This window comes from Stenotrophomonas maltophilia (assembly GCF_006974125.1).
GTDB classification, from domain to species: domain Bacteria; phylum Pseudomonadota; class Gammaproteobacteria; order Xanthomonadales; family Xanthomonadaceae; genus Stenotrophomonas; species Stenotrophomonas maltophilia_O.
Genome location: NZ_CP037858.1, coordinates 2,807,049 through 2,820,417 on the forward strand (window position 1 = coordinate 2,807,049; position 13,369 = coordinate 2,820,417).

Consider the following 13,369-nt stretch of genomic DNA (forward strand, 5'->3'; position numbering starts at 1 on the left):
TGGCCGGGTACACGCTACGATTCTACCCTTGCCCCGTGAGTACCGCTGAAATGAGTGTCCCAACCCTGTACGTCGTCGCCACCCCGATCGGCAACCTGGCCGATCTGAGCCCGCGCGCGCAGGAGGTGCTGCGGTCGGTGGCGGCCATCTGTGCCGAGGACACCCGCCGCAGCGGTCAGCTGTTGTCGCATTTCGGCATCCAGCAACCGCTGGTGGCCCTGCATGAACACAACGAAGAAGCCCTGGCTCAGCGCCTGGTGTCGCGCCTGCAGGCTGGCGAATCGCTGGCGCTGGTCAGCGATGCCGGCACCCCGCTGGTCAGTGACCCCGGTTTCCGCCTGGTGCGTGCCGCGCGCGCGGCCGGCATCAAGGTCAGCCCGATTCCTGGCGCCTGTGCCGCCATCGCCGCGTTGAGCGTGGCCGGCCTGCCCAGTGACCGCTTCAGCTTCGAGGGTTTCCTGCCGGCCAAGGCCAGCGGCCGCCGCGACCGTCTGCAGGCGCTGGCCGGTGAAGTACGCACGATGGTGTTCTATGAATCCTCGCATCGCATCGCCGAGTCGCTGGCGGACATGGCGGCGATCTTCGGCGGCGAGCGCCCGGCAGTACTGGCGCGCGAACTGACCAAGCTGTTCGAGACCGTGCTCGATGGCGACCTGGCCGGCCTGCTGGCCAAGGTGGAAGCCGACGAGAACCAGCGCAAGGGCGAGTTCGTGGTGATGGTGCAGGGCGCCGGCGACGATGAGCAAGCGCAGCTGGCGCATGGCCGCCGTGTGTATGCCAAGCTGAGCGAACACCTGCCGCCGTCGACCGCGGCCAAGCTGGCGGCTGAGCTGACCGGCGCACCGCGCAAGGCGTTGTACGGCAGTTGATGGATCGTGCGGACCAAGGTCCGCACCCACCAAAGCGGAATCCGCACCCACCAGGGCAGCGGAATCGGTAGATCCACGCCCTGCGTGGATGGATGAACCGGACGCCGCGATCAGCACGGCAGGACGGGCGTGCGTAGGCTAGAATGTGCGCTGGCGGAGCCGGCCAGACAGTCGCGTCATCCCTTCGGGGGTGCCGAGGAAAGTCCGGGCTCCATAGGGCAAGGTGCCAGGTAACGCCTGGGCGGCGCAAGCCGACGGAAAGTGCAACAGAAAGATACCGCCTACGTCTTCTTCGGAAGGCCGGTAAGGGTGAAATGGTGCGGTAAGAGCGCACCGCGAGTCTGGCAACAGACCGGCACGGCAAACCCCGCCTGGAGCAAGACCAAATAGGGATCCTTTGGCGCGGCCCGCGTTGGATCCGGGTAGGTTGCTTGAGCGTTGCGGTGACGTAACGCCTAGAGGAATGACTGTCCACGACAGAACCCGGCTTATCGGCCGGCTCCGCCTCCTTCTTCCATATGCATGAACCGCGCATCGGTAGTGCCGGCCGCTGGCCGGCAACCTCCTCACCAGCAGACGCATCGTGCTGTTGCCGGCCAGCGGCCGGCACTACCGGGATGATGTCCGGCCTCAGCCCGGCGTGCGGTACTGCCCGGCGGAAATGAACTGCTCGAAGCGTTCGCACCACACCACGACGGTGCTGTAGTCGTCCACGTTGACGCTTTCAGGCACGTCCACCAGGAAACGGTTGAAGGTCTTCACCTCGCCGATGCGCTGGGCCTGCGCCTTGATCTTCAGGAAATCGGCCTTGTTGTCGACGAAGTCGCGGACCAGGTAGACCTTGTAGTCCGGCCCCGGTCCCATCTTTCCGTCGAACGCGACCTGGCGTGCGCTGACGCTGACCTTGCCGTCGGCCCAGTGCACCGCGTCGCTGCCTTTGAGGTCACGGCGGAAGGTGGTGTGGTAGGTGGCGTCGTTCATCGCGGCCTGCACCTGCGTGATCGGCGGGTCATCGGGGGCGATCAGGATCGGCAGCAGATAGATGCCCAGGCCGAAGCCCAGGCCGAGGGTGAGCAGGTGGGTGGCGAGCAGGATGAGGGTGCGGCGCATGGGGCCTCCATGTAGATGTGGATCGCGCGGCCTGGTGCCGGGCACGACCACTTTGGGAGGTTGGGGGCGGCATTTATAGACACAGTGCCAGACGCAAAAAGGGCACAGTGGGGTGGCCGCAGCAGCGCAGGCCCTGTGGTGCGGGCGGAAAGGCGCTGCGTCGGGAAGCTGAATGACGCCGTTGGCAGTCCTGGAGCGGGTAGTGCCGGCCGCTGCGTGGCTTGCCCGAAGATCCGGAAGTTGCCGGCCAGCGGCCGGCACTACCCCGCTGGAAAGGGATTCCGGGCAGCGGCCAGCATGACCGGGTCAGAAAATGACGTGGCTCTGTCCGTTGGCTGCGCCCTGCGGGCCAAAGCGGCGCTCGTGGATTTCGCCGTGGCCATCGGCGTCGATCAACAGCACGGTGCTGGCGCGGGTGCCGTAGTCGTCGCCGCGGATGAAGGCCGGGCTCAGCCAGCGCTCGCGTTCCAGGCCGATGCCGGTGTCGGGCAGGTCGCTGTCGGCGGGGCGATGTTCGTCGGCGAGGGCGTTCCAGAGCGGGGTCAGGTCTGGGGTCAGATCCCTTTCGCTTTGCGAAAGGGATCTGACCCCATCTTCCTGCAGCCAGGTTTCAAGGGCAGCCATCAGCCGCCGGGTCTTCGGCCACGGCGCGTCCAGTGCGCCGTTGGACATGCCATGCACGCCGGGGCCCAGGCTCTGCCGCTCGGCGGGGTGGTTGCCCAGGAACTCCAGGCTGTGGCCGTCGGCCAGCAGCAGGTTGAAGGGCGCATACGCGCCCGCCACGGTCGCCAGCCGGTCGATATGCACGGCGGCCGGGTCGCGGCCGCGCAGGAAGTCGGCCACCAGCGCCCCCCGGGACGGGCCGGTCTGTGCGGCCAGCGGATCGCGGACATTGGTGACCACGGCCATGCGGCCGCCGGCACCGACACCGGCCCAGCCACCGCCGGAGCGCAGGTCGCGTCCCCCGATGACGGAGGTCTCATCTTGCCAGGGGGCCAGCGCCGCCGTCGGGCGGGCGTGGAACTCATCACGGTTGCCGGTCATCACCAGCCGCCAGCGCGGGTGGTGCATCCAGCCAAGAGCGAGCAGGCACATGGCCTCATTGTGCATGGTTTGCGCAGTCCGGCGGTGTTTCCGGCCGGTTCCGGATGAATGCGCGGGCGATGTTTCACGCCCTGTCTACAGCCCTGAACTTCCGTTCAATCTCAAAAATTGAGACGGATCAGCAACTTGTGGATAAGCCTTGAACAATTCTCTAAAGGTTGTTGCAAGCCATTGATGCGGCTGGCGATTTCCCCGCTGAAAAGTTGTTGACAACCCTTCGGCCGCTGCTAAGGTGGGCATCAGAGGGAAATCCGGGTGTTTTGTGGGTTTTCGTGGTTCAATGTTTCACCGGGCGAAGGATAGGTGCACGCGTCGTGTTCCAGGGCGAGACGGCCATCACAGTTGACGATAAAGGGCGCATGGCGGTTCCCACCGCTTACCGCGACCTCGTCGCGCGCGCCAGCAACAACCGTCTCGTATTGACCTACAACCCGTTCGAAGCCGGCTGTCTGTGGCTGTATGCAGAGTCGGAATGGGAGCGGGTCCGCGACGACGTCATGTCCAAGCCCAACACCCAGCGCGTCGTGCGCCTGTTGCAGCAGAAGCTGGTCGGCTCGGCCGCCCATCTGGAACTGGACGGCAACGGTCGCATCAGCATCCCCGCCAGCCACCGCGGTGCGGTGGGCATTGAAAAGAAGGCGGTATTGCTCGGTATGGGCGACAAGTTCGAATTGTGGAGCGAGCAGGCGCATCGGGCCCTGATCCAGCAGACGTTGTCTGACGAGGATCTGGGTGATGGGTTGCTCGACCTGAAGTTGTGAGCCGGGGTGCCCGGATGCGCCCAGAAGCGCAGGCCGGTCACCTTCCGGTGTCGCAGTCGCCGGCGGTGCACCTGCCGGTCCTGTACACCCAGGTCATTGAAGGCCTGAGGGTGATCGAAAACGGACGTTATCTGGATGGCACGTTCGGTCGTGGCGGTCATGCACGTGGCGTGCTCACCCAGCTCGGTCCCGAGGGGCGCCTGCTGGTCATGGACAAGGATCCGGAAGCCATCGCCGTTGCCGAGCGCGATTTCGCGCCGGACCCGCGCGTGTCCATCTTCCGTGGCAGCTTCGCCCAGCTGCTGCAGTGGGATGCGACGGCTGAAGGCCTGGACGGCGTGCTGTTCGACCTGGGCGTGTCTTCGCCGCAGCTGGACGTGGCCGAGCGGGGTTTCAGCTTCGGCAAGGACGGCCCGCTGGACATGCGCATGGACCCGGACAGCGGTGAAAGCGCCGCGCAGTGGATCAACCGCGTCGAAGACCGCGAGATCGCCGATGTGCTGTGGACCTATGGCGAAGAGCGCCAGAGCCGCCGCATCGCCCGTGCCATCGTGGCCCGCCGCGAGAAGCAGCCGTTCACCCGCACCGCCGAACTGGCCGAGCTGATCGCCTCGGTGATGCCGCGTGGAAAGGACAAGATCCACCCGGCCACGCGCAGCTTCCAGGCCATCCGCATCCACATCAACCGCGAGCTGGCCGATCTGGAAGCCGGGCTCGACGCGGCGGTGGAGCGGCTCAAGCCCGGTGGCCGGCTGGCGGTGATCAGCTTCCATTCGCTGGAAGACCGCATCGTCAAGCAGTACATGAACCGCCTGGCCAAGGCGCCGCCGGCCAACCGCCGCCTGCCCGAGGCGGTCGCGTTCGTGCCGACGCTGGACCTGATCGGTGGCGCCATCAAGGCCACCGACGAAGAGCTGGCGGCCAACCCGCGCGCCCGCAGCGCCGTGCTGCGCGTGGCCCAGAAGCGGGAGGCCGATGCATGAGCCGGCTGCTGCTGATCATCCTGTTGGCCTCCACCGTGGCCTCGGCGATCGGCGTCGTGTTCGTGCGTCACCGTCACCGGCAGACGTTCATCGAGCTGTCGCGCGCCGAGCGCAAGCGCGATGACATCAACCTCGAATTCGGCCGCCTGCAGCTCGAGCAGGCGACCCTGGCCGAAGCCAACCGTGTCGATCGCATCGCCCGCGAAAAGCTCGGCATGAAGTTCCCCGAGGCTGCTGACATCGTGGTGGTGCGGCCATGAGCAAGACCGGCCGCAACCGCCCGCGCAACGCCTTCAACCTGCGCCAGCGCCTGCGCTGGGTCGCGCTGGCGCTTGGCCTGTGCTCGGTGTCGCTGGTCGGTCGCGCCGCCTACGTGCAGATCATCAACAGCGATTTCTACCAGCGCCAGGGCGAGGCCCGTTACCTGCGCGAGCTGCCGATCAAAACCTCGCGCGGCATGATCACCGACCGCAACGGCGAACCGCTGGCGGTGTCCACGCCGGTCGCCTTGATCTGGGTCAACCCGCAGGACCTGCTGCGTTCGCCCGAGCGCATCCCGGAGCTGGCCCAGGCGGTCGGCATGTCGGTGGACGAGCTGAGCAGCCGCCTGTCGCAGAAGTCGGACAAGGAATTCATGTACCTGCGTCGCCGGATCAATCCGGACGAGGCAGAGAAGGTGGTCGCGCTGAAGATTCCGGGCGTGGCCGCGCAGCGCGAGTTCCGCCGCTTCTACCCGCAGGGTGAGGCGATGGCGCACGTGCTGGGCTTCACCAACATCGACGACCGTGGCCAGGAAGGCCTGGAGCTGGCGTTCGACGAGTGGCTGCGCGGCAAGGCCGGTGCCAAGCGGGTGATCCGCAACCGCAAGGGCGAAACCGTCGAAAGCGATCTGCTGCGCGCCGCCGAACCGGGCAAGGACCTGACCCTCAGCATCGACCGCCGCATCCAGTACCTGGCGTTCAAGGAACTGCGCAACGCGCTGGTGGCCAACAAGGCGGCCGGCGGTTCGATGGTGATCATGGACGTGACCACCGGCGAGATCCTGGCCATGGTCAACCTGCCGACCTACAACCCGAATTCGCTGACCGGCGCGCTGCCCGATGCGCGCCGCAACCGTGCGGTGACCGATCTGGTCGAGCCGGGTTCGACGATGAAGCCGTTGACCATCGCTACCGCGCTGCAGGCCGGTGCGGTGACCAAGGACACCATCATCGACACCAACCCGGGCTACATGCAGGTGGCCCGCTTCACCATCCGCGACGTGCCGCGCAACAACGGCGTGCTGAACGTGACCGGTGTGATCACCCGCAGTTCCAACATCGGCGCGGCCAAGGTTGCGGCAAAGATGCCGGACCAGGTGTTCTACGATGGGGTGCGCCGCTTCGGCTACGGCTCGGTGCCGCACAGCGGCTTCCCGGGTGAATCCGGTGGCGTGGTGCGGCGCCCGGCCAACTGGGACGGCGCCACCAAGACCACCATGTCCTACGGCTACGGCCTGAACGTGACGCCGCTGCAGATCGCCACCGCCTACTCGGCGCTGGCCAATGGCGGCAAGCTGATCGCGCCGACCTTCGTCAAAGGCCAGCGCAACGAAGCGCATCAGATCATCGATGAGAGCGTCGCCAGGCAGGTGGTGGCGATGATGGAAACGGTGGTGACCCAGGGCGGCGCCAAGCAGGCAGCGGTGCTGGGTTACCGCGTGGCCGGCAAGACCGGTACCGCGCGCAAGACCGGCCCCGGCGGTTACGAGCGCGGCCATTACAACGCGCTGTTCGCCGGCGTAGTGCCGGCCACCAACCCGCGCTTCGCCACCGTCATCGTCATCAACGACCCGCAGGCCGGCAAGTTCTACGGCGGCCTGGTGTCGGCGCCGGTCTACCACAACGTGATGGAAGGCACCCTGCGCCTGATGGACGTGCCGCTGGACGACCTGCAGTCGTGGCTGGCCGCACAACAGTCCGGCAAGGTCGGCCACTCGGCCTCGATCCTGCCCGCGCCGCCGGCCGAGGCCGCGCTGCCGGCCGATGCCGCCGCTGAATTCGATGCTGCGCTGCCCAGCGCGCACGCCCAGACGCCGCCCGCTACGGGAGGCACGCAATGAGTCCTTCGATGTTGCTTTCGCAGTTGCTTCCGGACGTCGCTCTTGCAGGGCACGACCCCGTTCTGACCGGCCTGGTGCTGGACAGCCGCGCCGTGCGCCCCGGCAATGCCTTCGTCGCCATCGCCGGTTTCGGCGCGCATGGCCTGGGGTTTGTCGAGCAGGCCCGTGCGGCCGGCGCCGGCGTCATCCTGTTCGAACCGCCGGCACCTGCCGAGCTGCCGGCCCCGACCGATGCGATCGCCGTGCCGGGCCTGCGCGCGCGCATGGGTGCGATGGCCGACCAGTTCCATGGCGCACCGTCGCGGGCGATGGCGATGGTCGGTGTCACCGGTACCAACGGCAAGACCTCCACCGTGCAGCTGCTGGCCCAGGCCTGGCATCTGCTCGGAACGCCCAGTGGCAGTATCGGCACGTTGGGCGCCGGACTTTATGGTGCGGTTGAACCGACCGGCTTCACCACGCCGCTGGTGCTGCAGATGCATGCGCTGCTGGCGCAGCTGCGCGACGCCGGTGCGCGCGCGGTGGCGATGGAAGTCAGCTCGCACGCGCTGGACCAGGGCCGTGTGGATGCCGTGCACTACGACGTGGCGGTGTTCACCAATCTCACCCGCGACCATCTGGACTACCACGGTGACATGGCCAGCTACGGCGCGGCCAAGGCGCGGCTGTTCCATCGTCCGGGCCTGAAGTCCGCGGTGATCAATCTTGACGACGCCTTCGGCCGCCAGCTGTTCGCCGGCCTGCCGGCGGGCGTGCAGCCGATCGGCCTGAGCTCGCGCGGTGCCACCGATGCCAGTGTGCGCGCCGAAGCGCTGCAGCTGGACGGCCGTGGTATTGCGTTCGACCTGGTCATCGACGGCCAGCGCGCGGCGGTGCAGTCGCCGCTGCTGGGCCGCTTCAACGTGGACAACCTGCTGGCCGTGGCCGGCACCCTGCATGCGCAGGGCCAGCCGCTGCCGCGCATCGCCGAGGTGCTGTCGGCGCTGCAGCCGATCCGTGGCCGCATGAACCGCCTCGGTGGCGAAGACGGCCTGCCTACCGTGGTGGTCGACTACGCACACACCCCGGACGCGCTGGAACAGGCGCTGGACAGCCTGCACGGCCATCTGCACGGCACGCTGTTCTGCGTGTTCGGCTGCGGTGGCGAACGTGATACCGGCAAGCGCCCGCAGATGGCCGCCATCGCCGAGCGTCTGGCCAACCAGGTCATCGTCACCGACGACAACCCGCGTGGCGAGGATGGCGATGTGATCGTCGCCGACATCCTGGCCGGATTCATCGATGCCTCCGCCGTGACCGTGCAGCGCAGCCGCGCGCGCGCGATCGGCCTGGCGGTGAAGCGCGCCGCTGCCGGCGACATCATCCTGATTGCCGGCAAGGGCCACGAGCCGTACCAGGAAGTGAACGGCGTGCGCCATGACTTCGACGACACCGAAGTGGCTGCCGCTGCACTGGCAGCCAAGGCCGGTGTTCTGGCGACGCGCATGGATGCGCTAGTGGCCCGGCCGCAGGACGCGGAAGAGGGCCCGGCCCAGGCTGGGGAGGGCGCCGCATGAAGCGCACCCTGCTTTCGCTGATCGCACACTGGGCCGGCGGCGAGATCCACGGCGATGACGTGGCCATCGATGCGGTCAGCAATGACACCCGCAGCCTCGGCCCGGGCAGCCTGTATGTGGCGCTGCGCGGCGAGCGTTTCGACGGCCATGACTTTGCCGCCGACGCGCAGGCGCGCGGTGCCAGTGCGCTGCTGGTCGAGCGCTTGCTGCCGATCGAACTGCCGCAGGTGCTGGTGGCCGACAGCGAACTGGCACTGGCGAAGATCGCCACCGGCATGCAGCGCGACCGCGGCACCGAGGTGTTTGCGATCACCGGCAGCAACGGCAAGACCAGCGTGAAGAGCCTGCTGCTGTCGATCCTGCAGCAGGTGGCACGGCACGCGCACAAGGTGGTCTACGCCAACCCGGGCAACCGCAACAACGAGATCGGCCTGCCGCTGGCGGTGATCGATGCGCCGGAAGATGCCGACTACGCCGTCTACGAGATGGGCGCCGGCAAGCCCGGTGACATTGCCTACCTGACCGATATCGCCCGCCCGCGCTATGCGCTGGTCAACAACATCGCCCCGGCACACCTGGAACGCATGGGTAGCCTGCTCGGCGTGGCAGTGACCAAGGGCGCGATCTATGCCGCGTTGCCGGCCGATGGCGTGGCGGTGATCAATGTCGACGATGCCTACGGCCGCTGGTTCGAACAGCATTTCGTCGGCACCCCGCCGCGTTGCCGCGTGCTGCGCTACGGCCTGGAACATACCGCCGACGTGACCGCGCGCGACATCCGCGCCGGCGCGCAGGGCACCCAGTTCACCCTGGTTTCGCCAGCCGGCGAAGCACGCGTGGTGCTCGGCCTGCCGGGTCGCCACAACGTCAGCAATGCGCTGGCCGCAGCCAGCCTGGCGCTGGCCGCGGGCGTCGACCTGGCGCTGATCGCTGCCGGCCTGGCCGAAGCGCAGCCGGTGCCGGGCCGCCAGATCGCCCATCAGCTGCGCAACGGCGCGGTGCTGGTGGATGACAGCTACAACGCCAATCCCGGCTCGCTGGCGGCGGCCATCGACGCCCTGGCCGCAGCGCCGGAAGAGGGCTGGCTGGTGCTGGGCGACATGCGCGAACTGGGCCCGGACGCCGAAGCGCTGCATGCGCAGGCCGGCATCCGCGCACGTGCTGCCGGCCTGAAGCGGCTGTATGCGCTGGGTCCGCTCAGTGCCGCCGCTGCGGCCGCCTTCGGCGAAGGCGGTCGCCATTTCGCTACCCATGGTGCGCTGTCACAGGCGCTGCAGGATGAGTTGCACGCTGGTGTGCGCTGCCTGGTCAAGGGTTCCCGTGGCAGTGCCATGGACCTGATCGTCAAAGCGCTGCTGGCGCAAGGAGAGGAATCCCCGCATGTTGTATGAACTGGCTCGATGGTTGCAGCAGTTGGAGAGCCTGTTCGGGCTGTTCAACTACCAGACGTTCCGCGCCATCCTTGCCGCGCTGACGGCCCTGTTCCTGTCGCTGTGGCTCGGCCCGGCGATGATCCGCAAGCTTGCCCAGTTCAAGGGCGGCCAGCCGATCCGCAAGGACGGTCCGCAGACCCATTTCTCCAAGGCCGGTACGCCGACCATGGGCGGTTCGCTGATCCTGCTCACCATCACCCTGTCGGTGCTGATGTGGGCCGACCTGCGCAACCGCTACGTGTGGCTGGTGCTGGCGGTGATGCTGTGCTTCGGCGCCATCGGCTGGTATGACGACTGGATCAAGATCGTCCGCCGCGACCCGAACGGCCTGAAGTCGCGCTGGAAGTACCTGCTGCAGTCGATCTTCGGCCTGGCCGCGGGCCTGTTCCTGTTCTACACGGCCGACGTGCCGGCTGCGCTGACCTTCTACATCCCGATGTTCAAGTCGATCGCGCTGCCGCTGGCCGGCATCGGTTTCGTGGCCATCGCCTACTTCTGGATCGTCGGCTTCTCCAACGCGGTGAACCTGACCGACGGCCTGGACGGCCTGGCGATCATGCCGACCGTGCTGGTGGCCTGCGCGCTGGGTGTGTTCGCTTACGCCTCGGGCAACGTGGTGTTCGCCAACTACCTGCAGATCCCGCAGATTCCGGGCGCCGGCGAGCTGGTCATCATCTGTGCGGCCATCGCCGGCGCGGGCCTCGGCTTCCTGTGGTTCAACACCTATCCGGCCATGGTGTTCATGGGCGACATCGGTGCGCTGGCGCTGGGCGCGGTGCTGGGCACGATCGCGGTGATCACCCGCCAGGAACTGGTGCTGGTGATCATGGGCGGCGTGTTCGTCATCGAAACGCTGTCGGTGATGATCCAGGTCGCCTCGTTCAAGCTGACCGGCAAGCGCGTGTTCCGCATGGCGCCGATCCACCACCATTTCGAATTGAAGGGCTGGCCCGAGCCGCGCGTGATCGTGCGCTTCTGGATCATCTCCGTCGTGCTCGTGCTGATCGGCCTGGCCACGTTGAAGGTGCGCTGAGATGAACGACCTGTCCCGCCAGGCAACACGCCTTGAAGCCATCGAAGGCAGCTACGACAAGTGGCTGCTGGGCGCGATCATCGCGCTCACCGGCGTGGGCGTGGTGATGGTGGCGTCCAGCTCGATCGCACTGATGAGCAGTCCGTTCTACTACCTCAACCGCCACCTGATCTTCCTGGCGGTCGGCATCGTGCTGGCGGTGATTGCCGCGCGCACCGAGCTGAAGTCGATCGAGCAGTACAACCAGATGCTGCTGCTGGGCTGCTTCGTGCTGCTGCTGGCGGTGTTCACGCCGGGCCTGGGCAGCACCGTCAACGGCGCGCGCCGCTGGATCAACCTGGGCATCTCCAAGTTCCAGACGGTCGAAGCGGTAAAGGTGCTCTACATCGTGTGGCTGTCCAGCTACCTGGTGCGTTTCCGCGACGAGGTCAACGCGACCTGGCCGGCGATGCTCAAGCCGCTGGGCGTGGCCGGTGCGCTGGTGGTGCTGCTGCTGCTGCAGCCGGACTTCGGTTCGTCCACCCTGCTGCTGGCGATCACCGCCGGCATGCTGGTGCTGGGCGGGGTGAACATGCCGCGCATGTCGATGCCGGTGATCATCGGCCTGGTCGGCATGAGCGCGCTGGCGATCATCGAGCCGTACCGCATGCGCCGCATCACCTCGTTCCTGGACCCGTGGGCCGACCAGCAGGGCGACGGCTACCAGCTGTCCAACGCGCTGATGGCGGTGGGCCGTGGCGAGTGGACCGGTGTCGGCCTGGGCAATTCGGTGCAGAAGCTGTACTACCTGCCCGAAGCGCACACCGACTTCATCTTCTCGGTGACCGCCGAGGAGTTCGGCTTCCTGGGCACCTGCGTGATCGTGGCCCTGTACGCGCTGCTGGTCGGCCGCACCTTCTGGCTGGGCATGCGCTGCGTGGAAATGAAGCGCCATTTCTCCGGCTACATCGCTTTCGGCATCGGCCTGTGGATCAGCATGCAGACCTTCGTCTCGATCGGCGTGAACCTGGGCATCCTGCCGACCAAGGGCCTGACGCTGCCGCTGATCTCCTCCGGCGGTTCGTCGGTGCTGATGACCTGCGTGGCGATGGGCCTGCTGCTGCGCGTGTCCTATGAACTCAAGCGCGCCGAGCGCCGCCAGGCCGTGCGTATCGGTGGCGCCGAAGACGTTGCTGCCGAGTCGAGCGACGAGCCGGCCGCGCCGGTGGCCGCCAGCGTACCGATGAGCGCCGAGCCGGTGGCTGCCACTGCGCCGAACGCTGCGCGTGGCACCAGCCGCCTGCAGTCGCGCATCGAACCGACCTTCGGGAGGCTGTCATGAGCGCAGCCCATGACACTGCACGCCCGGTGATGATCCTGGCCGGTGGTACCGGCGGTCATATCTTCCCCGGCCTGGCCGTGGCCCGCGTGCTGCGCGAGCGTGGCGTGCCGGTGACCTGGATGGGCGCCGAAGGCGCGATGGAAACCCGCCTGGTGCCGCAGCACGACATCGCGATCGACACGCTGGCCATCACCGGCCTGCGCGGCAAGGGCAAGCTGGCGTTGCTGGCTGCGCCGTGGCGACTGATGCGCGCGCTGCGTGCGGCCGGCATGATCATCCGCAAGCGCCAGCCGCGTGCGGTCGTGGCCTTCGGTGGATTCGCCTCCGGCCCGGGTGGCATGGCCACGCGCCTGCATGGCCTGCCGCTGATCGTGCATGAGCAGAACCGCGCACCGGGCCTGACCAATCGCATCCTGTCGCGCTATGCGCGCCGCCTGCTGACCGGGTTCCCGGGCACCTTCGCCGCGCGCGAGGAGTTCGTCGGCAATCCGGTGCGTGCGGAGATCGCCGCCATCGCACCGCCGGAACAGCGCTTCGCCGACCGCCACGGCCCGCTGCGGGTGCTGGTGGTCGGTGGCAGCCAGGGCGCACGCGCGCTCAACACCGGCGTGCCGCAGGCCATCGCTGCGCTGGGCGCTGCAGTGCCGGTGCAGGTGCGCCACCAGAGCGGCGAAAAACTGCACGCCGAAGCGGTCGAGGCGTATGCCAAGGCCGGCGTGCAGGCGGAGATCACCCCGTTCATCGCCGACATGGCCGAGGCGTTCGCCTGGGCCGATCTGGTCGTGTGCCGTGCCGGTGCGTCGACCCTGGCCGAGCTGTGCGCGGTCGGTGTCGGCAGCGTGCTGGTGCCATTCCCCGCTGCCGTCGACGATCACCAGACCCGCAATGCGGAGTATCTGGTCGAGCGCGGCGCGGCGGTTTTGCTGAAGCAGGACGGAACGCTGGCCGACGGCATTGCCGCACTGCTGCGCGATCTGTCCGAAAATCCCGCCCGCCGCATGCAGATGGCGCAAGCCGCGCGTGCCCTGGCCAAGGTCGATGCCGCCGAGCGCATCGCCGATATCATTCTCGAGGAAGCTGTATGAAGAAGGCATGCCA

At 67.5% G+C, this 13,369-nt stretch carries 12 protein-coding genes and 1 other RNA gene; 11 read left to right on the top strand and 2 right to left on the bottom strand.

Features of this window, described 5'->3' with window-relative positions; translation table 11 throughout:
• Window positions 1–50 precede the first annotated feature (50 nt).
• A complete protein-coding gene (gene rsmI, locus EZ304_RS12665) occupies window positions 51–869 on the top strand; it encodes a 16S rRNA (cytidine(1402)-2'-O)-methyltransferase (protein WP_099553595.1) in 819 nt (272 codons plus the stop codon).
• A 155-nt stretch (window positions 870–1,024) separates the two neighbouring features.
• An RNA gene (gene rnpB / locus EZ304_RS12670) (RNase P RNA component class A) lies at window positions 1,025–1,376 on the top strand.
• A gap of 123 nt (window positions 1,377–1,499) precedes the next feature.
• Here the strand turns inward: rnpB and EZ304_RS12675 are convergent.
• Together EZ304_RS12675 and EZ304_RS12680 are read right to left on the bottom strand one after the other, a co-directional pair.
• Entirely contained in the window at window positions 1,500–1,979 is a 480-nt protein-coding gene (locus tag EZ304_RS12675; RefSeq protein WP_142807246.1) for a DM13 domain-containing protein, read from the bottom strand.
• Between the two features lie 306 nt (window positions 1,980–2,285).
• Window positions 2,286–3,074, bottom strand: coding sequence for an NRDE family protein (locus EZ304_RS12680; RefSeq protein WP_099553698.1), 789 nt, complete (start codon window positions 3,072–3,074; stop codon window positions 2,286–2,288).
• A 368-nt stretch (window positions 3,075–3,442) separates the two neighbouring features.
• On the opposite strand from EZ304_RS12680, the gene EZ304_RS12685 reads away from it, so the two are divergent.
• Genes EZ304_RS12685 through murG form a run of 9 tightly spaced genes read left to right on the top strand, consistent with a single transcriptional unit; the run spans window position 3,443 to window position 13,356 of the window.
• Entirely contained in the window at window positions 3,443–3,844 is a 402-nt protein-coding gene (locus tag EZ304_RS12685) for a division/cell wall cluster transcriptional repressor MraZ (RefSeq protein ID WP_008266948.1), read from the top strand.
• Window positions 3,845–3,858: 14 nt separating this feature from the next.
• Window positions 3,859–4,827, top strand: coding sequence for a 16S rRNA (cytosine(1402)-N(4))-methyltransferase RsmH (gene rsmH / locus EZ304_RS12690; RefSeq protein WP_010481940.1), 969 nt, complete (start codon window positions 3,859–3,861; stop codon window positions 4,825–4,827).
• On the top strand, window positions 4,824–5,087 hold the full coding sequence (gene ftsL, locus EZ304_RS12695; protein ID WP_005412242.1) for a cell division protein FtsL: 264 nt from the start codon (window positions 4,824–4,826) through the stop codon (window positions 5,085–5,087). The genes rsmH and ftsL overlap by 4 nt, the downstream gene beginning before the upstream one ends.
• Window positions 5,084–6,928 carry a peptidoglycan D,D-transpeptidase FtsI family protein gene (locus EZ304_RS12700; RefSeq protein ID WP_142807247.1) on the top strand — a complete coding sequence of 615 codons (1,845 nt, stop codon included), beginning with the start codon at window positions 5,084–5,086 and terminating at the stop codon, window positions 6,926–6,928. The genes ftsL and EZ304_RS12700 overlap by 4 nt, the downstream gene beginning before the upstream one ends.
• On the top strand, window positions 6,925–8,484 hold the full coding sequence (locus EZ304_RS12705) for a UDP-N-acetylmuramoyl-L-alanyl-D-glutamate--2,6-diaminopimelate ligase (protein WP_260678110.1): 1,560 nt from the start codon (window positions 6,925–6,927) through the stop codon (window positions 8,482–8,484). The genes EZ304_RS12700 and EZ304_RS12705 overlap by 4 nt, the downstream gene beginning before the upstream one ends.
• On the top strand, window positions 8,481–9,875 hold the full coding sequence (locus EZ304_RS12710; RefSeq protein WP_142807248.1) for a UDP-N-acetylmuramoyl-tripeptide--D-alanyl-D-alanine ligase: 1,395 nt from the start codon (window positions 8,481–8,483) through the stop codon (window positions 9,873–9,875). Before EZ304_RS12705 ends, EZ304_RS12710 begins: the two co-directional genes overlap by 4 nt.
• A complete protein-coding gene (gene mraY, locus EZ304_RS12715) occupies window positions 9,865–10,950 on the top strand; it encodes a phospho-N-acetylmuramoyl-pentapeptide-transferase (protein ID WP_010481929.1) in 1,086 nt (361 codons plus the stop codon). The genes EZ304_RS12710 and mraY overlap by 11 nt, the downstream gene beginning before the upstream one ends.
• A gap of 1 nt (window position 10,951) precedes the next feature.
• Window positions 10,952–12,271: a putative lipid II flippase FtsW gene (ftsW, locus tag EZ304_RS12720; RefSeq protein WP_142807249.1), complete on the top strand. Its 1,320-nt coding sequence runs from the start codon at window positions 10,952–10,954 to the stop codon at window positions 12,269–12,271.
• A complete protein-coding gene (gene murG / locus EZ304_RS12725) occupies window positions 12,268–13,356 on the top strand; it encodes an undecaprenyldiphospho-muramoylpentapeptide beta-N-acetylglucosaminyltransferase (protein ID WP_142807250.1) in 1,089 nt (362 codons plus the stop codon). Before ftsW ends, murG begins: the two co-directional genes overlap by 4 nt.
• Window positions 13,357–13,369: the final 13 nt, after the last annotated feature.

Excerpts from the sequence above, each read along its gene's own strand:
- EZ304_RS12710 (WP_142807248.1), top strand. The coding sequence starts at position 8,481 with ATGAAGCGCACCCTGCTTTCGCTGATCGCACACTGGGCCGGCGGCGAG.
- murG (WP_142807250.1), top strand. The coding sequence starts at position 12,268 with ATGAGCGCAGCCCATGACACTGCACGCCCGGTGATGATCCTGGCCGGT.
- ftsL (WP_005412242.1), top strand. The coding sequence starts at position 4,824 with ATGAGCCGGCTGCTGCTGATCATCCTGTTGGCCTCCACCGTGGCCTCG.
- ftsW (WP_142807249.1), top strand. The coding sequence starts at position 10,952 with ATGAACGACCTGTCCCGCCAGGCAACACGCCTTGAAGCCATCGAAGGC.
- EZ304_RS12700 (WP_142807247.1), top strand. The coding sequence starts at position 5,084 with ATGAGCAAGACCGGCCGCAACCGCCCGCGCAACGCCTTCAACCTGCGC.
- EZ304_RS12680 (WP_099553698.1), bottom strand. The coding sequence starts at position 3,074 with ATGTGCCTGCTCGCTCTTGGCTGGATGCACCACCCGCGCTGGCGGCTG.
- rsmI (WP_099553595.1), top strand. The coding sequence starts at position 51 with ATGAGTGTCCCAACCCTGTACGTCGTCGCCACCCCGATCGGCAACCTG.
- EZ304_RS12685 (WP_008266948.1), top strand. The coding sequence starts at position 3,443 with ATGGCGGTTCCCACCGCTTACCGCGACCTCGTCGCGCGCGCCAGCAAC.
- rsmH (WP_010481940.1), top strand. The coding sequence starts at position 3,859 with ATGCGCCCAGAAGCGCAGGCCGGTCACCTTCCGGTGTCGCAGTCGCCG.
- mraY (WP_010481929.1), top strand. The coding sequence starts at position 9,865 with ATGTTGTATGAACTGGCTCGATGGTTGCAGCAGTTGGAGAGCCTGTTC.
- EZ304_RS12705 (WP_260678110.1), top strand. The coding sequence starts at position 6,925 with ATGAGTCCTTCGATGTTGCTTTCGCAGTTGCTTCCGGACGTCGCTCTT.
- EZ304_RS12675 (WP_142807246.1), bottom strand. The coding sequence starts at position 1,979 with ATGCGCCGCACCCTCATCCTGCTCGCCACCCACCTGCTCACCCTCGGC.